The organism is Maritimibacter dapengensis (assembly GCF_019218265.1).
In the GTDB taxonomy this organism is placed as follows: Bacteria; Pseudomonadota; Alphaproteobacteria; order Rhodobacterales; family Rhodobacteraceae; genus Maritimibacter; species Maritimibacter dapengensis.
Map to the genome: position 1 here is coordinate 1,001,532 of NZ_JAHUZE010000002.1, position 19,967 is coordinate 1,021,498.

A 19,967-nucleotide genomic window follows, 5' to 3' on the forward strand; every position below is an offset into this window, starting at 1 on the left:
GCGCAATTGGAGACTTCTTTTCGTTTATCGGGGAGGTAGCCTGTTTTCACAAGTCAAGCCCGCGCGACCGCCAGCTATTGAGAGGAAACATGACATGACCATGATGAAACCCCTGGCCCTCGGCCTTGCGACTGCCGCGCTCGTCGCAGGCGCAGCCATTGCCGAAAGCCATGCCGAGACCCCGCCTGCCGTCGGAGCACGCAAGGCGCAGATGCAGCTTTACGCGTTCAACCTCGGCACGCTCGGCGCGATGGTGCAGGGCAACATGGATTACGACGCAGATGCCGCGACCGCTGCGGCCGGCAACATCGTGAAGCTGTCCACGCTCGCGGCCGGACCGATGTGGGCCCCCGGCACCGGGGCCGATGCCGTCGAGGCCAGCCGCGCCCTGCCCGCGATCTGGGAGAACATGGATGACGTGATTTCCAAGGCCATGGCGCTGAACGAAGCCGCGATGGCAATGGAAACCGCGGCCGCGGAAGGGTTGGAGCCGCTTCAGGCCGCCATGAAGGACCTTGGCGCAGCCTGCGGTGCATGCCACAAGGAATACAGGGAACCCGAATAGGCGCGCATGTTCTTCGAGGGGCGTGGATGCGCCCCTCGCCGTTAACAAGTGGAGACGCGCATGCGCTGGCTGGTCAACTTTATCCTTCTCGCTCTTGTCGTAGTCGCAATCGGCCTCTGGGTCACGCGGCCCAAGACCGACGACGCGGACCTGCTCGCGGGTCTCACCGCGGATGAGGCGCATGGCGAGGAGGTTTTCATCGCCTCGGGCTGCGCATCCTGTCACATGGTCGAAGGTGCAACGGATGAGGCCAAGCTGGTGCTGGCGGGCGGACAGTCGTTCCCGTCGCAATTCGGGACGTTCCGCGCGCCCAATATCTCGACCGACGCCGAGGCCGGCATTGGCGACTGGGAGGCGATCGACCTTTGGAACGCGTTGCACCACGGCACGTCGCCTGACGGGTCGCATTACTACCCGGTCCTGCCCTATTCCGCCTATATCCACCTCGAGCCGCAGGACGTTGTGGACCTGCACGCCTATATGATGACGCTCCCCGCCGATGCCACGCCGTCCGAGCCCCATGACGTACCGTTTCCGTTCAGCATCCGGGCGAGCCTCGGCGGATGGAAACTGCTGTTTCTCGATGACGATTGGGTGATGCAGGGCGAGTTGTCGCCGGAGTTGACGCGGGGCCGCGAGCTGGTCGAGGCGATGGGCCATTGCGCCGAATGTCATACGCCGCGCAACCTGCTTGGCGGGCACAAGACAGGGGCCGAGTGGATGTCCGGCGCGCCCAATCCGGCCGGTCGTGGGACGTTCCCCGACCTCGTGACGCTCGACTGGTCGGCGGGCGAGATCGAGGAATATCTCAATTCCGGCTTCACGCCCGAATTCGATAGCGCTGGGGGTCACATGGCGCTCGTCGTGGAGAACTTCGCGCAATTGACCGCAGAGGATCGCGCCGCCGTGGCCGCTTACGTCAAGGCGCTCCCCATCCAGTGAGGATCAGAGCCCTGTGACCGTGAAGGTCAGAGGCGCATGGTCGGAGAAGGCCGCGATCCATTCATCGGCCTAGGTGACATCGGCCAAGGTGGCCCAGCCCCCGACATGGACGCGCGCGCCCTGCCCCTGGTCCGCGAAGGTCAGGGTTTCGGTCGCGAAGACATGGTCGAGATCGGCGGGCGCATAGCTCGATGTGGAGCCGTTGTTGAAGGTCGTGGCGTGACTTTTGGGCAGCCGGACCATGCCGTAGCGTGCAAACCGGCGGTCGAGACGTTCGATCTCTTCGGTCCCCGCGATGTCCTGATCGCTGTCCTTGAGGTTCATGCCCATCGTGTTGAGGTCGCCCGCGAGGATGAAGCGTGTTTCCTGCCCCAGGCTGTCGGACACGCCGTCGAGCGTGCGTTTCAGCCCGAACGCCTTCTCGAACATCGCGTCGCGCAGGCCGAAACCTTCGGGGCTTGGTAGGCTTTTCAGGTGGTTGAACAGGATCGGAAGATGGCTTCCGTCCGGCGCGGTCACGGTGACGAGCGCGCCGGGGCGCAGGCCGGGATTGTTGCGTTTGAATTCGTTCTTCTGGGTCATGAAGGCGGTGATGCCCTGCCTGATCCCGATCAGCGTTTCCTGCGTCTGCGGCCCTTCGGTGATGGCGAAGACGTACTCCGGCATCCGGGTCACGAAAGCCTCGAACACCCGCCCCGATTCCACCTCCATGATCGCGAAGATGTCGGGCGCTTCCCCGGCCACGTATTCGGCCACGCGGCGCACACGCTCAGAGCGGCTGCCGGTGCCTTTGCCGGTGAAATGCTCCACGTTCCACGAGAGGATTTTCAGGTCCATGTTCGCCTCCTGATGAGGAGAGACTAACACGGTTTCGCGCTTGGGCAGATTGCGGAAAACCTACCGGGCGGCGCGCATGATGGTGCCTTGCGCGGTGGCGCAAAGTTTTTCGGTGTCGCCGTCGATGGCGAGCACATCGGCGCGCACGACCGCCTGATTGCGCCCGGAGGCGATCACCTCGCCCCGCGCGACGAGCGCATCGCCCTTGCCGGGGCGCAGGTAGTTGATCTTGAACTCCTGCGTCACCGACCCCTCGCCCATCACAGGGCCGCCGGTGAAGGCGAGCGCCATGTCCGCGAGCGTCGCGATCACCCCGCCATGGACCATGCCGAGGTGCTGGGTCAGATCGTCGTGGATGGGCAGGCGCAATTCAGCGCGGCCAACACCCATCGACACCATCTCCACCCCGAGGTTTTGCGAAAACGGTTGGCGCGCAAGGATGTCGCGCCCCAGTTTCTCGATCTCGGCGTCGGTCATGCGAGACCCAGTTTGGCCTCACGCGCGGCACGCAAACGCGCGAAATCGTCGCCTGCGTGGTAGGAGGACCGGGTGAGCGGCGTGGCCGAGACCATCAGGAAGCCCTTGCCGAAAGCCGCGTTTTCGTACGCCTTGAATTCATCCGGCGTCACGAACCGGTCGACCGCGTGGTGTTTCGGGGTCGGCTGCAGATACTGGCCGATGGTGAGGAAGTCGATGTCGGCGGCGCGCATGTCGTCCATGACCTGCATCACCGATTCCCGGTTCTCGCCAAGCCCTACCATGATGCCGGACTTGGTGAACATCGAAGGGTCCAGTTCTTTCACCCGCTGCAGCAGGCGAAGCGAATGGAAATACCGCGCGCCGGGGCGCACCGAGGGATAAAGTCCCGGCACGGTTTCAAGGTTGTGGTTGAACACGTCAGGCCGCGCCCCGACCACGGTTTCCAGCGCGCCGGGGTCGGATTTCAGAAAATCGGGGGTCAGGATCTCGATCGTGGTGTCGGGGGCCTGTTTGCGCACGGCACGGATCGTCATGGCGAAATGTTCGGCACCGCCGTCGGCCACGTCATCGCGGTCGACCGAGGTGATGACCACATGCTTGAGGCCAAGCTTTTTCACCGCATCGGCGACACGCCCCGGCTCGAACACGTCGAGCGCGTCGGGGCGGCCCGTGGCCACGTTGCAGAAGGTGCAGCCGCGCGTGCAGATCTCGCCCATGATCATCATGGTGGCATGGCCCTGAGACCAGCATTCGCCGACGTTGGGGCACCCGGCCTCTTCGCAGACCGTGGAGAGCCCGTGGTCGCGCATGATCTTGTGGGTGTCCTGGTAGCCCTTGCCACCGGGGGCCTTCACGCGAATCCAGTCGGGTTTCTTCGGCTGGGCGTTGTCCGGGCGATGCGCCTTTTCCGGGTGGCGGCTGGCTGGGATTTTCAGATCACGCATAATGGTCCTCCGTTGCCCGTTGTTTAACTCTAAACTATTCCGAATGTCTCCGCGAAATCCCGTAATCCGCTATGCAGCGGCGTCATGCCCCAGGAGCGCCTGCCCCGCATCGGCGAGGATGTCGCCAAGTTCGGTGAACCATGTGTCCGGGCCGCCCAGATCACGGCGCACGAGGCCGATGGTGCGGTAGGGTTGCGGATCGGCGAATGTCATCACGTCCATATCGGGCACGGCGGCGCATTCCTTGGCGAGCGAAATTTCCGGCAAGAGCGTCTGGCCGAACCCCGCCGCGACCATCCCGCAGAGCGTGGGGAGCGACGAGGCGCGCAGATCGACGCGGGTTTCGGCGCGGCGCGTGCCGCAGACGTCGAGCGCCTGATCGGCGAGGCAGTGGCCTTCATCGAGGAGCAGGAGCGCGTGGGGATTGAGAGTCGAGGGCACCGGGCGCTCGCCCCGCGCGGCGAGCTTTTCAACGGAGCTGCGCGAGGCGGCGAGCAGGAAGCGGTCGCGAAAAAGCGGTCGTTCGACCAGACCGGGCATGCCTGCGGGGATCGCGACGACCGCCGCATCGAGTTCGCCGTCCGCGAGGGCCGCAAGAACCCGCTCGGTCTTGGCTTCGGTGAGTCGCAGGTCGAGTGTCACGTCGCGCATTCTGAGGCGCGGCAGCGCGACCGGCAGAAGATAAGGCGCGACAGTGGGGATGATCCCGAGTTTCAGACGCCCAGAGAGCCCGGCCTGCCAGCGCGCCTGCGTCTCGATCCGTTCGACCTCGCCCATGATCCGCTGCGCACCTTCGAGCACGTCGCGCCCCGCTGGCGTAAGGCGAAAGGCCCGGTCGGTGCGGTCGATGAGCGGCGCGCCGAGACGGTCTTCGAGTTCGCGAATCTGGGTCGAAAGCGCGGGCTGGCTGACATGCACACGGGCAGCAGCGCGCCCGAAATGGCGTTCTTCGGCGAGGGCGACGAGGTAGGAGAGTTGGCGCAGGGTGATATTCATAACCCCAGATTATCAAACTCATGAATAGTTGCAATTTCTCTTAATCACATCTTCGGGTCATGATGGGTGCATGACAGGGCGTGTGGCCAGCGGTGCCGCGCGCCCTGCTGCCGAAAACAACCTGCCAAAGGCACATCTCAAGTGGAGGATATCATGGACGGATCGAAACCCGCCGCCTGCCCGTTCTCGGGCGCAACCGCGAGCCACGGGCCCAGCAACGCGGATTGGTGGCCAAAACAGCTCAATCTCAAGGTTCTGCATCAGTTCAGCCCCGCCTCGAACCCGTTGGGCGAGGAATTCGACTACGCGGAAGCGTTCAAGAAACTCGACCTTGAAGAGGTGAAGAAAGACCTTCACGCGCTCATGACCGATTCCAAGGAATGGTGGCCGGCCGATTACGGGCATTACGGCGGCTTCTTCATCCGGATGGCATGGCACTCTGCCGGGACCTACCGCACGGCCGATGGTCGCGGCGGCGGCGGCTCGGGCCAGCAGCGGTTCGCGCCGCTCAACTCCTGGCCGGACAACGTGAACCTCGACAAGGCGCGTCGCCTGCTCTGGCCGATCAAGCAGAAATACGGCAACAGCCTGTCCTGGGCCGACCTGTTCATCCTTACGGGGAACATCGCGCTGGAATCGATGGGCTTCAAGACCTTTGGCTTCGCCGGGGGCCGCGCGGATGTCTATGAGCCGGAAGAAGACGTCTACTGGGGCGCCGAGAAGGAATGGCTCGAACTGTCGGGCGGCGAGAATAGCCGGTATTCCGGTGAGCGCGAGTTGGAAAACCCGCTGGCGGCCGTGCAGATGGGCCTCATCTACGTGAACCCCGAAGGCCCGGACGGAAACCCCGACCCGAAAGCCTCGGCACTCGATATCCGCGACACCTTCGCGCGGATGGCGATGAACGACGAGGAGACCGTCGCGCTGACCGCTGGTGGCCATACCTTCGGCAAGGCGCATGGCGCAGGCGATGCGGCGCTTGTCGGCAACGACCCGGAAGGTTCGGACATCGCCGCGATGGGCATCGGTTGGGCCAGCCAGCACGCATCAGGCATCGGCGACGACACGATTTCTTCGGGCATCGAAGGCGCGTGGACGCCGAACCCGACCCAGTGGGACATGGGCTATTTCGACATGTTGTTCGGCTACGAATGGCAGCTGACCAAATCGCCCGCAGGCGCCCAGCAGTGGGAGCCGGTGGATGTGGACGAGGACCACATGGCCCCCGCCGCGCATACGCCGGGCAAGAAGGTCAAGACCATGATGACCACCGCCGACATGGCGATGCGGGAAGACCCGATCTATGAGAAGATCAGCCGCGATTTCCACGCCAACCCGGACAAGTTCGCCGATGCCTTTGCACGTGCGTGGTTCAAGCTGACCCATCGCGACATGGGGCCGAAGACGCGTTATCTCGGCCCGGACGTGCCGGAGGAAGACCTGATCTGGCAGGACCCGGTGCCCGCCGTCGACCATCCGCTTGTCGATGACGGAGATGTCGCGGACCTCAAGCAAAAGCTCATCGCCTCGGGCGTGACGCGTCAGGAACTGGCGAAGGTCGCGTGGTATGCGGCGTCTACGTTCCGCGGGTCGGACATGCGGGGCGGTGCCAATGGCGCGCGCATCCGTCTTGCCCCGCAGAAGAACTGGGCCGCGAACGAGCCGGAGATGCTCGACCGGGTGCTCTCCACCCTGCAAGGCATCAAGGACGGGTTCGATGCGGAAGGCGACAAGAAGATCTCGCTCGCCGACCTGATCGTGCTGGCCGGTGTCGCGGCGGTCGAGAAAGCCGCGCAGGATGCGGGGTATGACGTCACTGTGCCCTTCACGCCTGGCCGGACCGACGCCACGGACGAGATGACCGATGCCGAAAGCTTCGAGCCGCTCGAGCCGCATTCGGAAGGCTTCCGCAACTATCAGGCGCAGAAGTTCTCGCTCACGCAGGAAGAGCTGATGGTCGACAAGGCACAGCTTCTGGGTCTGTCGGCGCCGGAGATGACGGTGCTTGTCGGTGGCCTGCGCGCGATGGGCGTGACCCATGGCGACACCGGCCACGGCGTGTTCACCGAAACCCCCGGCAAGCTGACCAACGACTTCTTCGTGAACCTCATGGACATGGAGACGAAGTGGGATGCGATCGAGGACGATCAGGTGTTTGAAGGCGTGGATCGCAAGTCGGGCGAGCGGCGCTGGACCGCGACGCGCTCCGACCTCGTCTTTGGCTCGAACAGCCAGCTTCGCGCGATTTCCGAAGTCTACGGACAGGCGGATGCGGGCGAGAAGTTCGTGAACGATTTCATCAAGGCCTGGACCAAGGTGATGGAGGCGGACCGCTTCGATCTGGCCTGAGCCGGACGACAGGAACACGAGGGGCGCGGCAGAAACGTCGCGCCCTTTTTTTGCGTGAACCTCGCCTTATCCGCGCTGCCGCGAGACGGGGCGGTGCTTCGGCCTTTTGCCCGAAATTTGACAATCCTCACAAGGACAAAGCCGGTATGCACGGCTTTTCGCGCCCGCAGCATTGAGCGCCCCGGGAATGTGTGATTTTAGAAGCGTTATAAACTGTCGGGCGATTCCCGGCAGGCTCATCTGGATATGATTTAGCAGGAGTTTTCCGATGCAAGTTGGCGACAAGGTCCCTTCCGTTACCTTCAAGACCCGTGTGCGGGACGAGGCCGTGGGTGGCCCGAACCCGTTTCGCTGGCAGGACATGACCTCGGACGATTATTTCGCGGGCAAGCGCGTCGTCCTGTTCTCTCTTCCGGGCGCATTTACCCCGACGTGTTCGACCTACCAGCTTCCGGGCTTCGAGAAGGGCTTTGGCGATTTTCAGGCGCAGGGCATCGACGCGATCTACTGCATGTCGGTGAACGACAGCTTCGTGATGAACAAATGGGCGCTCGATCAGGGGCTGTCCAATGTGAAGGTGATCCCGGACGGGTCCGGCGAATTCACCAAGGCGATGGGGATGCTCGTGGCAAAGGACAACCTCGGCTTCGGGGCGCGGTCCTGGCGCTATGCGGCGATCGTCAACGACGGCGTGATCGAAGCGCTTTTCGTGGAGCCGGGTCAATCGGACGATCACCCCGAGGACCCCTATGGCGAATCGAGCCCCGAGACGGTTCTCGCCTGGCTCAAGGAAAACGCCAAAGCCGACGCCTGATCCCGCGTCGCAGCAAGGAATGGAACGGGGCCGCAGGACGGCCCCGTTTTCATTTTCCCCCGCGCGCGTTCCTTGACAGGGGAAAAGGCTTGGTCTGTGCTGTTCGGACATGTTTGGGGGATTTCAGAATGAAACGATTTGTAACCCTGCTGGGACTGGTTCTCGCCGTTCCGGCCTTTGGTGAGGCGCATAACACGCCCGCCGATCTCGACATTTCCTGTAACGCGAACGGTGCGGTTCTGGTGCTCGGACAAAACACCATCGAACCGGGCGCGACCTATTACCTCGGCAAGGATTGCGATGCCTACAGCCCCGGCAAGGGGTCCGGCCGATGGTGGCTCGCGGCCTCGGCAGTGGTGGTGGAGATCAACGGGGTTGCGATCCGGTTCGCCAACGATATCGACTGCCCCGCCCTGCCCGGCTGTTTCTACGCGGATTGACCTCGGGCGGATCGTAGCGGGACGATCAGGAGGTCCGCGCCGTGTCGTCCATCGTGACACCCTGTTCGAGGCAGAGTGCGTTCAGCCATTCGAGAAAATGCGTGACGGGAGCCGGCTTCGGCCCCTTTCGAGATATCGCGTAATAGGTCGTCATGTGCGACAGGGTCTTGTCCAGCACCACGAGACGCCCGTCCGCGACATGGGGTCTGATGAGGATTTCGGTACTAATCGACAGACCGTAGCCGGCGACAGCGGCTTCAAGCTCCAGATGGGGGCTTCCCGTATCGACGATCTCAATTGCATCGCGGTCGAGGCCCGCCTGCCGAAGGATGGAGTCCAATGCGTCCACGTTGTGCGGATCGTAGAGCCACGGCAAGGCTGAAAGATCGCGGCCGGACGATTCCAGCAATGAAGGCGCGGCACACACGATAAATGGGGAGGCCAAAAGGCGCTGGGTCGTGGAGCCGGTCCATTCGCCGGGGTCTTGCCGCGCCCTGATGCAGATGTCGAATGCATCGAGGTCGATCGGCTGCCGGTTCCCTTCGGGTGCGAATGTCACCTGAACGCCCGGATGCCTGGTCCAGAAATCCCCAAGATGCGGAAGGATCACGGCATCGACGAAAAACTGGGTCGTAGAGACGCGAATACCGCGACTGGCCTCCAGCCTGCGGACCTCCTCGACACCGTCCGAAAGCATCGCGAAGCCCGCGCGCAAGGATCCCGCCAAGTGTCGCCCGGCAGAGGTCAGTACGACGCCCCGGCCTTCCCGACGGACAAGCGCCGTTCCCAGTTCCTTTTCCAGCTTGCGCACCTGCTGAGCAATGGCGGCGGGCGTCACGTTCAAGGCCCGCGCCGCTGGGGAGAACCCGCGAAGGCGCGCCGTCGCCTCGAACGCCCGGAGCGCGGAAAGCGGCGGCAATCGGTTCCAGTCGAGGTCGGTCAATTTATAGCCCAGCTTAAAGATTGCGATTCATTCGTGGCTTTGATGGATGCTATCTGCACGCTATGAATCGCACAAGGAAGACAAGTCCGAATACGAGCCCAACTAAAAGGAGACGCATCATGAAGCGCTATGTCATCGAGCGGGATATCCCGTCCGTGGGTACATTCAGTCCGGCACAATTGTGCGAGGCGGCGAAGACGTCGAACACTGCGCTCGCAGAGCTTGCGCCTCGTGTGCAATGGGAACATTCCTACGTTACCGGCGAGAAAACCTTTTGTGTCTATCTGGCCGAGAACGAGGGCGTCATCCATGAACATGCAAAGTTGAGTGGATTTCCGGCCAGCCGCATCACGGAAGTCACTTCCATCATGGACCCTACGACAGCGAATTGACCGACACGGTCCGGTTATCGCAACGAGACACAGTGGTTGGTCCAACCCCGTCAAGAGACAAGAAAGGCCGCCCCGAAAGGCGGCCTTAATCTCAATCTTGAGCCAAGATTACTCGGCGGCTTCGGGTGCGCCGTCGGTGTCGTCCCCTGAGACCGCTTCGGCCTCGGGCTGCTCGGCCTTTTCGGCCTTGGGCTTGCGGGGGGCGCGTTTTTTCTTGGGCTTTTCTTCCGGCGTTTCGACCAACCCGCTGTCGGCCTCGGCTTCCGGCTCATAGACGTCGGGCTGGGGGGCGGAGCCGGGGTCGAAGTTTTCCTGCTGTTCGCGGTTCGCCTGCTTTTCGCGGCGACGCTGGGCATCCCGGTCCTGACGGTCGGACTTGCCGTTCGGCTTGCCGCCTTCATTGCCGGCGGTGTTGCCGTTGTTGCCGTTCTGATTGCCGCCCTGCTGACCTTGCTGGTTCTGCTGGTTCTGGCGCTTGGAATCGGCGTCGCGCTGCGCTTCGGACAGAAGCCGCGCGTAATGCTCGGCATGCTGTTGGAAGTTCTCGCCCGCCACGCGGTCATTCGCGAGGAACGCGTCACGAGACAGCTGCGTGTATTTGTCGATGACCTGCTGCGGCGTGCCGCGCACCTTGCCCTCGGGACCGGAGCTGTCGAACACCCGGTTGATGTTGTTGGACGGTGAGCGGTTACGGTTACCCTTGCCGCGCGAGCGTGATTTCGAAGATCTCATATGTTCCTGTATCCAGCCTGTTTTCTGGCTCTCGAACCCTGTCAGCCCTGTGCTGCGGAAATGCGGTTCGGCTTTTCGGCTATCGCTCCGAGAGGGTGATCCCTCGTCAGGAGCTACCTCTGACTAAACATGCGACCGCCTGCCTGACAAGGTGATTCTGTCGATTTCCTGTGCATCAGCGGGAAATTTGGCCAATTGTGGCGCGAAAACCCTTACGAGAGCGTGCTTTCGTGCTTGGATCGTGCTGTGACGACCCTGTCTCTTCCATCAAGGTCGGGGTGAATGGCGATGTCTTCAAGCCCTGCGTCGCGGAAAATACTTGCCACGGCGGGGCCCTGCCGATGACCGATCTCGACCATGAGCCGCCCGCCGGGGTCGAGGTGTCGCCCTGCGCCGGCGGCGATCACCCGGTACGGCGCAAGCCCGTCGCCGCCGGGGGTGAGGGCAAGTTCGGGGTCGTAGCCTAGCACCTCCGGCGCGAGCGAGGGCATTTCCGACGCCGCGATATAGGGCGGGTTCGAAACGATGAGGCCGAACCGCCCGCCGACCGTTCCATACCAATCCGACCGGTCGAGCGTGAGCCGGTCCGCGACGCCAAGGCGTGTCGCGTTGCGGCGCGCGACGCCAAGTGCGGCGTCGGAGATGTCCACCGCGACACCGCGCGCCTCGGGCCATTGGGCGAGAAGCGTGATGGCGAGAATGCCGGAGCCCGTCCCGAGGTCGAGCAAACGCGCGGGCGGCGCGTCTTGAAGCGCCAGGGCGATCAGCGTTTCGGTTTCCGGGCGCGGGTCGAGCACGTCGCGCGTCACCTCAAAATCGCGGCCCCAAAAGGCCCGCGTGCCGGTGATCTTCGACACCGGTTCGTGCGCCATGCGGCGGTCAAGGTGATGTTCATAGGTCAGAAGATCGGCGGGCGGCACATCGCGCCCACCTTCGAGCGCAAGATGCATCACGTCGATTCGCAGGGCGTGGGCCAGGAGAAGCTGCGCGTCCCGCGCCGCGCCCTCGATCCCCGCCTCGCGCAGCCGGATCGTGCCCATGGCGAGAACGTTGCGCAGGATCATGCGTCGAGGTCGGCCAGTTTCTCGGCCTGGTCCGCCTGAATGAGCGCGTCGATGGTTTCGTCCAGATCGCCCGCCATGACCTCGCCCAGCTTGTAGAGCGTGAGGTTGATGCGGTGATCGGTCATGCGGCCTTGCGGGAAATTATAGGTGCGGATGCGTTCCGAGCGGTCGCCCGAGCCGACCTGCGACTTGCGCGACGCGGCGCGTGCGTCATGCGCTTTCTGGCGCTCCATGTCGAAGAGCCGGGTCTTGAGCACCTGCATCGCGATTTCGCGGTTGCGGTGTTGCGACTTCTCGGAGCTGACGACGACGATACCGGTGGGCATATGCGTGATGCGCACGGCGCTGTCGGTCGTGTTCACATGCTGCCCCCCTGCCCCGGACGCGCGCATCGTGTCGATGCGAATGTCGGATGGGTCGATGTGAATATCGACGTCCTCGGCCTCGGGCAGCACGGCGACGGTGGCCGCCGACGTGTGGATGCGCCCGCCGCTTTCGGTTTCCGGCACGCGCTGCACCCGGTGGACGCCGCTTTCAAATCTCAGCCGCGCAAAGACGCCGTCGCCTTTCACGTGGGCCACGACCTCTTTCACCCCGCCAAGCTCGGTCAATTGCTGCTCGACGATGTCGAAAGACCAGCCCTGCCGTTCGGCGTAGCGTTGATACATGCGCAAGAGATCGCCCGCGAAGAGCGACGCCTCGTCGCCCCCCGTGCCGGGCCGGATCTCGATCATCGCGGGGCGGGCGTCGGCGGCGTCCTTGGGCAGGAGCGCGACGCGCATGGCCTGTTCCATCTCGGGAAGCTGGTCGCGCAGGAGCGGAAGCTCTTCTTCCGCCAGTTCGCGCATGTCGGGGTCGTCCAGCATCGCTTCGGCCTCGGCCAGATCGTCGAGAAGCTGGCGATATTTCGCGATTTCCTCGACCACCGGCTTCAACTCGGCATATTCGCGCCCGATCGCGGCGATGTCGTCACCGGCAAGCCCTTGGGCCATCTTCGCTTCGAGGAATTCGAAGCGTTCGGTGATCGCATTGAGTTTCTCTATCGGAACCATGCCTGCTCGTTACGCATCACCGGGGTTTGGTCAAGGGCCTCTGCCGGTGTATCATCGCATATGCGCTGGATATTTCTCTTCATCCTCCTGGCCGGGCCCGCGATGGCGGACCCGGAGTGCTATTGCACGGATCGCACCGGCGCGCGGGTGGAACTGGGTCAGGTGATCTGCCTTCAGGTCGACGGGCGCGCGTTCATGGCGCGCTGCGAGATGAGCCAGAACGTTCCCATGTGGCGGCAGACCGGCGAGGATTGCGTCGTGTCATTCCGGGGGCGCCTCCAGCGCCTTGAACCAGCGCGCGACCTTGGCAGCGTTGACGCCCATGTCGCCCTTGCCGAACACCAGATGTGAATGGACGTGGAGGTTCTCGTCCGCGGTCCAGATCGTGGCGATGTCGGGAAAGGCCCAGAGTTTCGAGCGGGTGACGAAGGCCGCCGGATCGTCTCCCGTGCCGACACGTTCGGTGCGGGGCGTGGCCGCGGCGATGTCCATGATCCGCGCTTGCGCGTCCGGCGGGAGCTCGGACAACGGGCGCACCACCTTGATCCCGCCCATCATCGGATGCGCACCCGGCTCCATCGGGCCGGGTTTGGCGGTGAGACGTGACTTCGGCAGCGGTGCCACGCGGACCCAGACGCCTGCGATGAGTAGCAGGATCGCGACGCCGAGAATGATTTTCCATGCCATGTGTGGCTCCTTTTGGGGTCAGCCTAAGGGGCGGCTTTCGGGTCGAAAAGAGGTTTCGAACGGGCGGTTGCCCGTCCGACCGACCGGGGGACCAGTCCCCCGGACCCCCTGGGATATTTCCAGACAGGAAACAGGGGGTTTGGGGCAAAGCCGGAGTTCAGCGGCGCGGATAGGCCCACAGGCACAGGATTTCCGTGGCCACATGGGCCCCCGCGATGGCGGTCGCGCCCGAAGTGTCGAATGGTGGCGAGACTTCGACGATGTCGCCGCCGACGATGTTCAGCCCCGCAAGGCCGCGCAGGATCGCGGCGGCTTGCGGCGAGGTCAGCCCGCCCCAGACCGGTGTGCCGGTGCCGGGGGCGAAGGCCGGATCGAGCGCGTCGATGTCGAAGGTGAGATAGGCGGTCGCGTCGCCCACCACCTCGCGGATAATGTCGATGGTCGCGGTCGGGCCGATGCGATGGACCTCAGGGGCGTCGATGATGGTGATGCCGAGCGGGTCGTCGTTGGTGGTGCGGATGCCGATCTGGACGGAGCGCGTCACGTCGATCAGCCCTTCCTTGACCGCCGTGTAGACGAAGGTGCCGTGGTCGACGCGGGTGTCGTCGTCATCTGCCCAGCTATCGGTATGCGCGTCGAACTGGATCAGCGAAAGGGGGCCGTGTTTGGCGACATGGGCGCGCAGGATGGGGAGCGTGATGGAGTGATCGCCGCCGAGCGTCACCGCCGCGCAATCCTGCGCGAGGATGCCCGCGATATGAGCCTCGATCCGGGCAGGCACGTCGGCGGGCTTGGCGTAATCGAAGGCCATGTCGCCGTAATCCGCGATGGCGAATTCGCTCATCACGTCGAAGCCCCAACCGTAAGGCGCATCGGGGCTTTGGAGCGCCGACGCCTCGCGGATCGCGCGTGGACCCAGCCGGGTACCGGGCCGGTTGGTCACGGCCTGATCGAAGGGGATGCCGGTGACCGCCACGTCGGCCTGCGCCAGATCCTTGGTATACCGCCGCCTCAGGAACGAGGTCGCGCCCGCGAAGGTGTTTTCGAACCCCGGCCCTTTCAGGTTGTCGCGCGTGAAGGCCGCGTCGATTTCGTTCTGGGCGTCTTCCAGTGCCATTGTCCGCTCCCATCTGGTCTCTCGGGTGGGCCTTTGCTAGCTCTACGGGGAAATGGATGGGAGCGCCAGATGAGCCAGACGTCGGACGAGATCGTGCATGACCCCGAGGGCGGGTTGCCCCGGTTGTTGGAGATCATGCGGCGGCTGCGCGACCCCGAGACGGGGTGCCCCTGGGATATCGAGCAGGATTTCGCGACCATCGCGCCCTACACGATCGAAGAGGCCTACGAGGTGGCCGATGCGATCGAGCGCGAGGCCTGGGGGGAATTGAAGGGCGAGTTGGGCGATCTTTTGTTCCAGTCGGTGTTTCATGCGCAGATGGCCGAGGAACGCGGGCTGTTTTCGTTCCACGACGTGGCGAACGGGATGGCGGACAAGATGGTGACGCGACATCCGCATGTGTTCGGCGACGAAAGCCGGGACAAGTCGGCGGATCAGCAAACCGTGGATTGGGAAACGATCAAGGCCAGCGAACGCGCGGCGAAGGCGCGTGGCGGGGCGCTCGACGACGTGGCGCTGGGGCTTCCCGCGCTGATGCGGGCGGTGAAGCTTCAGAAGCGGGCCGCGCGGGTGGGGTTCGACTGGCCGGACCTTGCGCCGGTTCTGGACAAGGTGGCCGAGGAGACGCGCGAGGTCGTGGAGGCGCGCGACAAATTGAGCCATGAGGCGCTTGTCGAGGAATTCGGCGATCTGCTGTTCGTGATGGCGAACGTGGCGCGGCATCTGGGCGTTGACCCGGAAGCGGCCTTGCGCGGCGCGAATGACAAATTTCTGCGTCGTTTCCGCGGGATAGAGGCGCGTCTGGACGCGAAGGGTAAACGCCCGGAGGACAGCGACCTTGCGGAGATGGACGCGCTTTGGGACGCGGTGAAGGCCGAGGAGAAGGCGGCGAAAAATACCTGACCCAAAAAATCAGCTATTGACCCGACAGAAATACTCGGATTTTGTCCGCCGCGATGGAAACGACAAATGTGGAGACTCTCATGTTCCGCCTACCGATGCTTGCCGGCCTGATGGCCGCCACCGCCCTTCCCGCCTTTGCCGAGGTCAACGTCTACTCCTACCGCCAGCCCGAATTGATCGCGCCGGTGGTCGAGGCGTTTACCGAGGAAACCGGTATCGAAGTCAATGTGGCCTTCCTGAACCAGGGCATGGTCGAGCGGCTTCAGGCCGAGGGTGAACGCTCGCCCGCGGATGTGATCCTGACCACCGACATTTCGCGCCTGGCCGAGATCGTGGACGCCGGTGTCACGCAGCCGGTGGAAAGCGATGTCCTGTCCGAAAAGATCCCGGCCGAATTCCGTGACCCCGGCAACCAGTGGTTCGGGCTGACGAAGCGCGCGCGCGTCGTCTATGCCTCCAAGGAGCGCGTGGCGGAGGGTGAGGTCACGACCTATGAGGATCTGGCGGATCCGAAATGGGAAGGCCGGATCTGCACCCGCTCGGGTACGCACGCCTATATGGTCGCGCTGACTTCGGCAGCGACCCATCACATGGGTGAAGAGGATGCGAAAACCTGGCTCGAAGGGCTGAAATCCAACCTCGCGCAGAAGCCGCAGGGCAACGACCGGGCACAGGTGAAGTCGATCTGGGCCGGGGAATGCGACATCTCGATCGGCAACACCTATTACATGGGCCAGATGCTCGACGACCCGGAACAGCAGGAATGGGCCGACAGCGTGCGGATCGAATTCCCGGTGTTCGAGGGCGCCGGAACCCACGTGAACCTGTCCGGCATGGCGATGACGCAGGCCGCACCGAACCGCGAAGACGCGCTGGCCTTCATGGAATTCCTCGCTTCGGATCAGGCGCAGGCGATCTATGCGGAAGCGGTCTATGAATATCCGGTCGATACCGCTGTCGAAGCCTCGGAACTCGTGCAGAGCTGGGGTGATTTCGAGGCCGATGACGTGAACCTGATGGATGTCGCGAAGCTGCGCCCCGACGCGCTCCGCATCACGCAGGAAGTCGACTACGACGGCTGATCGCCCGAAAAGACGAAAAGACCACTGCGCCCGGACCCAAAGCGGTCCGGGCGTTTTCTTTTGGCGGCAGTGTTATCGCGGCGTGATCTTTAGCCAGATGCCGTCCTTGCCGCGCACGGTGAGGTGGGCCACGGGCATGGCCGGACGGTCGGGCACGAGGTCGAACCGATAGGCGCGCACCAGCATGGACAGAAGAAGCGGCCCCTCGACCATCGCGAAACCGGCCCCGGTGCAGACCCGCTGACCTGCCGAAAACGGCATATAGGCGTTGCGCAGGCAGGACTTGCCATTCTCGGTCGCGAAGCGGGACGGGTCGAACGCGTCCGGGCGGTCCCAGAGCCGTTCGTGGCGGTGCTGATGCCAGGGGCTGAGGACGATTTGCGCGCCGGGTTTCACGTCGCGGTCCCGGAACCGTTCGGGACAGGTCGCTTCGCGCACCATCATCGGCACCGGAGGATAGAGGCGCAGGGATTCGCGGAACACGTCGCGCGAGACGCGCAGTTTGCCAACGGTCGAGAAATAGATCTTCTCGGGGTCGATAACCTCTGTCGCCTCGCGCGCGACCCTGTCCTGCCACTCCGGATGCATGGCGAGCAGATAGAGCGCCCAGGCGAGCGCGGAGGCCGATGTCTCATGCCCGGCGAGAAAGAAGATCGCGACCTGATCGACCATTTCTTCGGTCTGGAAGGTGTCACCTGTCACCGGGTCGCGTGTCGTCATGATCTTGGTCGCCAGATCGTCGGGGGCGTCCCCTGCCCTGATCCGCGCCATCCGTTCGGTGGTGAGCGCGGTGATAAGCGCCCGGATGTCGCGCGCCGTGCGCTTTGTCTCTCGCGAATGAAAGCGCGGGACCCATTTGGGGAGCGGAAGGACCGCCCCGAGGTTCAGGACCGGCTGGGCGCGTTGGTGGGCCTTGAACTTGGCGAAGACCGCGCTTGCGGTGTCGTTCTCGATCGGGATGGAGAACAGTGTGCGGAAAATCACGTCGGCGGCGACATGGCTTGTTTCGGCCTCGATCTCGACCGGGTCGCCGGTGGCACGCGCGGCGAGACGGTCGACCGCCGAGCAGCCCGCATCCCACATGGCAGGGAACGTGTCCTTGAGCCGCCCGCCCTCAAAGGCGGGGTCTATGATGCGCCGCTGTCGCTTCCACGTCTCGCCATTGGTGACGAAGACCGAGTTGCCCAGAAGCGGGGCGAGCCCTTCGCGAATGCGGTCGGACTTGGGGAAATCGTCTGGCCGCTCCTTGAGCACCAGATCGACGAGCGCGGGGTCGTTGCAGAGATACGAGCGGAAGAACGGGGTTCGGAACTCGGCCATCCACGCGCGGTAGAGCCGTGCGGGCTGTGCCGACAGGATGTCTTGGCGAAACAACCGGGCGTAGCGCCAGAGGTTGACGCGCCCCGGTCGGGCGGGTGGTTTCGGCGGCTGAAAGGTCATGCCATATCGGTGTATTTCGAGACCGCCGCGTCAATGCGGCTTTTCGACGGGGGGCGGCCCTCGAACCGGTCGGCGAGCGTGCGGGGGCCTGCTGTGATGCGAAAGTAATCGTAGTCGCCGGGGCGGTCGAAGGCGCAGAGATATTGGAAATGCAGGCGGAAGAAGCGCCAGCGCAATTCGGCCCATCGTTTCGGGCTGAGCGTCTGGGTGAAGGCTGCCGAAATGACGATGGGCCAACGCTTGCCTTCGGGCGCAACACCCGACACCGCGACGGGGTCACAGAGCGCGAAGGCGCAGCCGTCGCCCGGTGCGGTCACGTCGAGCCAAAAGAGGTGCGGCGAGGTGCTGAGATCGTGCAGGTCGCGGCGTAGACGTTTCGCATCGGGCAGAAAGCTGACCATCGGCACGACTTGCCCTAGTGTGACGAGCCCGAGCGCGGGGCGCGCGACCGCGAGACGCCCTGCCCGGTCGAGATCGGCGAGGATCGAGATGGCCAGATGCGCGCCGGAGGAATGGCCGACGATCAGCACCTCGTCCACGTCCTCGTCGAGCGCCGCGGCGATCTGTTCCGTGAACTCGGCCAGACGCGCCTCGAGCGCCGGAGGATTGGCCCCGCGCGAGCGCGCGGAATAGGCGTAGTCGTGCATCAGGTAGTAGACGAACAGCCGGTTGTCGATCTTGCGGAAATACCGCAGCACGAGCACTGCAGCAGCGGCACCGAGGAGGAGCGACAAGAGAATTCGCGTCACGAAGAACGGGCCGAAGAGGTAGTCGAAATCGACGATTCGCCGGGCAATGAGATCCGACAGCCACATCGCGAGCATCGCGGCGATCGCGCCCACGAGCAGCGCCACGAGCGCTTGCAGGATCAGCATCCCCACCGGATAGAGCGCGGCGATCAGCGGCCCTTTCCTGAGCCGCATCAGCCGACGCAGCGCGCCCGTAGAGATATAGGTCCAGGCCGTGCGCGCCATGAGCAGGTAGGTCTGCGCGATGTTTAGGTCCATGGAGTCGCGCACGATGTCGGACCAGACGAGCACGTCGAATTCCGCCTCACTTGTCGCGCCTTCCATGCGCCCGCTCACCTGCCAGCCGTAGCTCGCGCCACCCTGACGCCCGACGAGACCGATCTCGTAGCCGGAAATGCGGGCCTGTTCGGTGCCTTCCTTGCGATAGAGTTCGCGGTAACGGCGCGGGTGAATCGGGTCGTAGCCGGGAATGTAGAACACCCGCCGCCGCCTGACCTGCCGCTCTGCTTGCCCGTTACTCATACCGGTTCGTCCAAACTTTCCGGCAGTTTAGCCGCAAAATCCGGCGGGAATAAGCCCATGTCGGCCCGCAGACGTGTCAGCCGAGCGTAGCGAGGAACGGGAAGGTTTCGAGGAGCCAGTAGGACATGGCGGCGAACCCGCCGGTCAGCATCAAGACACCGACGGCGATGAGGAGCAGGCCCATGATCCGCTCGATCGCCTTCATATGCCGCTTCATCCAGTTCATCAGACCGGTCATGCGCGGGAAGAACGCCGCGACCAGCAGGAACGGGATGCCCAGCCCGGCAGCGTAGACGGCAAGCAGCAACGTGCCGCGCGTCAGGTTCGCCTCGGACGCCGCCATGGACAGGATCGCGCCCAGTTGCGGGCCGATACAGGGGGTCCAGCCGAAGGCGAAGGCAAGGCCCAAGAGGTAAGCGCCGAAGGCCGATCCGCCCTGGTCGCCCGCGTCGAGCCGCGCTTCGCGGTTGAGGAAGGGAATGGTGATGAGCCCAAGGAAATGAAGCCCGAAGACGATCACGACCACCCCGGCTCCGACGTTGAAGTATTGCTGGTTCTGCAGGAAGAACGCGCCGAAGGCCGAGGCGGTGAAGCCGAGGAACAGAAACACCGTGGACAGGCCCAGCACGAAGAACAGTGCCGCGAAGGTGGCCTTTCGGCTCTCACCCGTGCCCACCGACAGGTCGCTGACCGACGTACCGGACATATATGCCAGATAGGGTGGCACGATGGGAAGCACACAGGGGCTCAGAAACGACAGAAGACCGGCGATGAGCGCGATGGTCATGGCCGGCAGCAGGGAGGCGTCGATGAGGTCTATCCCGAACATGACCCTCCTCTATCCGGCCTTGCGCCCGCCGTCACCCGGCAACATGTCACATGCAGGCGATGGACTTGTTACAGTGGCGCGGATAGAG

The 19,967-nt window shown here is 63.9% G+C and carries 21 protein-coding genes; 8 read left to right on the plus strand and 13 right to left on the minus strand.

The genetic code is table 11. From position 1 onward, the window contains the following. The first annotated feature begins 94 nt into the window (after positions 1-94). Positions 95-565 (plus strand): c-type cytochrome, encoded by a 471-nt coding sequence (locus KJP28_RS11300; RefSeq protein WP_218392638.1) that lies wholly within the window; start codon positions 95-97, stop codon positions 563-565. Between the two features lie 60 nt (positions 566-625). Continuing rightward, positions 626-1,507, plus strand: coding sequence for a c-type cytochrome (locus KJP28_RS11305; protein ID WP_218392639.1), 882 nt, complete (start codon positions 626-628; stop codon positions 1,505-1,507). A gap of 69 nt (positions 1,508-1,576) precedes the next feature. On the opposite strand, the gene KJP28_RS11310 is transcribed toward KJP28_RS11305, so the two are convergent. From KJP28_RS11310 to KJP28_RS11325, 4 genes are all read right to left on the minus strand, one after another. Continuing rightward, complete coding sequence (locus KJP28_RS11310; protein ID WP_218392640.1) at positions 1,577-2,344, minus strand: endonuclease/exonuclease/phosphatase family protein; 768 nt, start codon at positions 2,342-2,344, stop codon at positions 1,577-1,579. 60 nt (positions 2,345-2,404) lie between these two features. Further along, complete coding sequence (locus tag KJP28_RS11315) at positions 2,405-2,821, minus strand: PaaI family thioesterase (RefSeq protein ID WP_218392641.1); 417 nt, start codon at positions 2,819-2,821, stop codon at positions 2,405-2,407. Continuing rightward, the gene (gene lipA / locus KJP28_RS11320; RefSeq protein WP_218392642.1) at positions 2,818-3,768 is read right to left on the minus strand and encodes a lipoyl synthase; all 951 of its coding nucleotides are present in this window, start codon (positions 3,766-3,768) and stop codon (positions 2,818-2,820) included. The genes KJP28_RS11315 and lipA overlap by 4 nt, the downstream gene beginning before the upstream one ends. Before the next feature lie 69 nt (positions 3,769-3,837). Beyond that, entirely contained in the window at positions 3,838-4,764 is a 927-nt protein-coding gene (locus KJP28_RS11325; RefSeq protein ID WP_218392643.1) for a LysR substrate-binding domain-containing protein, read from the minus strand. A 153-nt stretch (positions 4,765-4,917) separates the two neighbouring features. Between KJP28_RS11325 and katG the strand changes: the two genes are divergently transcribed. The 3 genes from katG to KJP28_RS11340 all read left to right on the plus strand — a co-directional run bounded on the left by katG (position 4,918) and on the right by KJP28_RS11340 (position 8,367). Then, positions 4,918-7,113, plus strand: coding sequence for a catalase/peroxidase HPI (gene katG, locus KJP28_RS11330; RefSeq protein ID WP_218392644.1), 2,196 nt, complete (start codon positions 4,918-4,920; stop codon positions 7,111-7,113). A 268-nt stretch (positions 7,114-7,381) separates the two neighbouring features. After that, the gene (locus KJP28_RS11335) at positions 7,382-7,927 is read left to right on the plus strand and encodes a peroxiredoxin (protein ID WP_218392645.1); all 546 of its coding nucleotides are present in this window, start codon (positions 7,382-7,384) and stop codon (positions 7,925-7,927) included. A gap of 128 nt (positions 7,928-8,055) precedes the next feature. Then, positions 8,056-8,367 carry a hypothetical protein gene (locus tag KJP28_RS11340; RefSeq protein WP_218392646.1) on the plus strand — a complete coding sequence of 104 codons (312 nt, stop codon included), beginning with the start codon at positions 8,056-8,058 and terminating at the stop codon, positions 8,365-8,367. A 25-nt stretch (positions 8,368-8,392) separates the two neighbouring features. Here KJP28_RS11340 and KJP28_RS11345 read toward each other — a convergent pair whose 3' ends face one another. Beyond that, complete coding sequence (locus KJP28_RS11345; protein ID WP_218392647.1) at positions 8,393-9,310, minus strand: LysR substrate-binding domain-containing protein; 918 nt, start codon at positions 9,308-9,310, stop codon at positions 8,393-8,395. A 119-nt stretch (positions 9,311-9,429) separates the two neighbouring features. Here KJP28_RS11345 and KJP28_RS11350 point away from each other — a divergent pair, with 119 nt between their 5' ends. Next, complete coding sequence (locus tag KJP28_RS11350) at positions 9,430-9,702, plus strand: DUF4242 domain-containing protein (protein ID WP_218392648.1); 273 nt, start codon at positions 9,430-9,432, stop codon at positions 9,700-9,702. 108 nt (positions 9,703-9,810) lie between these two features. Here the strand turns inward: KJP28_RS11350 and KJP28_RS11355 are convergent, their stop codons facing one another. The 5 genes from KJP28_RS11355 to speB all read right to left on the minus strand — a co-directional run bounded on the left by KJP28_RS11355 (position 9,811) and on the right by speB (position 14,354). Further along, positions 9,811-10,434 (minus strand): DUF4167 domain-containing protein, encoded by a 624-nt coding sequence (locus KJP28_RS11355; protein WP_218392649.1) that lies wholly within the window; start codon positions 10,432-10,434, stop codon positions 9,811-9,813. Between the two features lie 212 nt (positions 10,435-10,646). Beyond that, complete coding sequence (prmC, locus tag KJP28_RS11360) at positions 10,647-11,498, minus strand: peptide chain release factor N(5)-glutamine methyltransferase (RefSeq protein WP_218392650.1); 852 nt, start codon at positions 11,496-11,498, stop codon at positions 10,647-10,649. Continuing rightward, on the minus strand, positions 11,495-12,550 hold the full coding sequence (gene prfA, locus KJP28_RS11365) for a peptide chain release factor 1 (RefSeq protein WP_218392651.1): 1,056 nt from the start codon (positions 12,548-12,550) through the stop codon (positions 11,495-11,497). Before prfA ends, prmC begins: the two co-directional genes overlap by 4 nt. A 261-nt stretch (positions 12,551-12,811) precedes the next feature. Then, complete coding sequence (locus tag KJP28_RS11370) at positions 12,812-13,237, minus strand: DUF1499 domain-containing protein (RefSeq protein ID WP_218392652.1); 426 nt, start codon at positions 13,235-13,237, stop codon at positions 12,812-12,814. A gap of 157 nt (positions 13,238-13,394) precedes the next feature. After that, a complete protein-coding gene (gene speB / locus KJP28_RS11375) occupies positions 13,395-14,354 on the minus strand; it encodes an agmatinase (RefSeq protein WP_218392653.1) in 960 nt (319 codons plus the stop codon). Positions 14,355-14,423: 69 nt separating this feature from the next. On the opposite strand from speB, the gene mazG reads away from it, so the two are divergent. Beyond that, positions 14,424-15,257, plus strand: a complete 834-nt coding sequence (mazG, locus tag KJP28_RS11380) for a nucleoside triphosphate pyrophosphohydrolase (protein WP_218392654.1) — start codon at positions 14,424-14,426, stop codon at positions 15,255-15,257. Between the two features lie 80 nt (positions 15,258-15,337). Next, entirely contained in the window at positions 15,338-16,339 is a 1,002-nt protein-coding gene (locus tag KJP28_RS11385) for a Fe(3+) ABC transporter substrate-binding protein (RefSeq protein ID WP_218392655.1), read from the plus strand. Positions 16,340-16,411: 72 nt separating this feature from the next. Here the strand turns inward: KJP28_RS11385 and KJP28_RS11390 are convergent, their stop codons facing one another. The 3 genes from KJP28_RS11390 to KJP28_RS11400 all read right to left on the minus strand — a co-directional run bounded on the left by KJP28_RS11390 (position 16,412) and on the right by KJP28_RS11400 (position 19,879). Then, positions 16,412-17,779: a cytochrome P450 gene (locus KJP28_RS11390; RefSeq protein ID WP_218392656.1), complete on the minus strand. Its 1,368-nt coding sequence runs from the start codon at positions 17,777-17,779 to the stop codon at positions 16,412-16,414. Next, positions 17,776-19,050: a hypothetical protein gene (locus KJP28_RS11395; protein WP_218392657.1), complete on the minus strand. Its 1,275-nt coding sequence runs from the start codon at positions 19,048-19,050 to the stop codon at positions 17,776-17,778. The genes KJP28_RS11390 and KJP28_RS11395 overlap by 4 nt, the downstream gene beginning before the upstream one ends. A gap of 76 nt (positions 19,051-19,126) precedes the next feature. Continuing rightward, positions 19,127-19,879, minus strand: coding sequence for a cytochrome c biogenesis CcdA family protein (locus KJP28_RS11400; protein WP_218392658.1), 753 nt, complete (start codon positions 19,877-19,879; stop codon positions 19,127-19,129). Positions 19,880-19,967 lie beyond the last annotated feature (88 nt).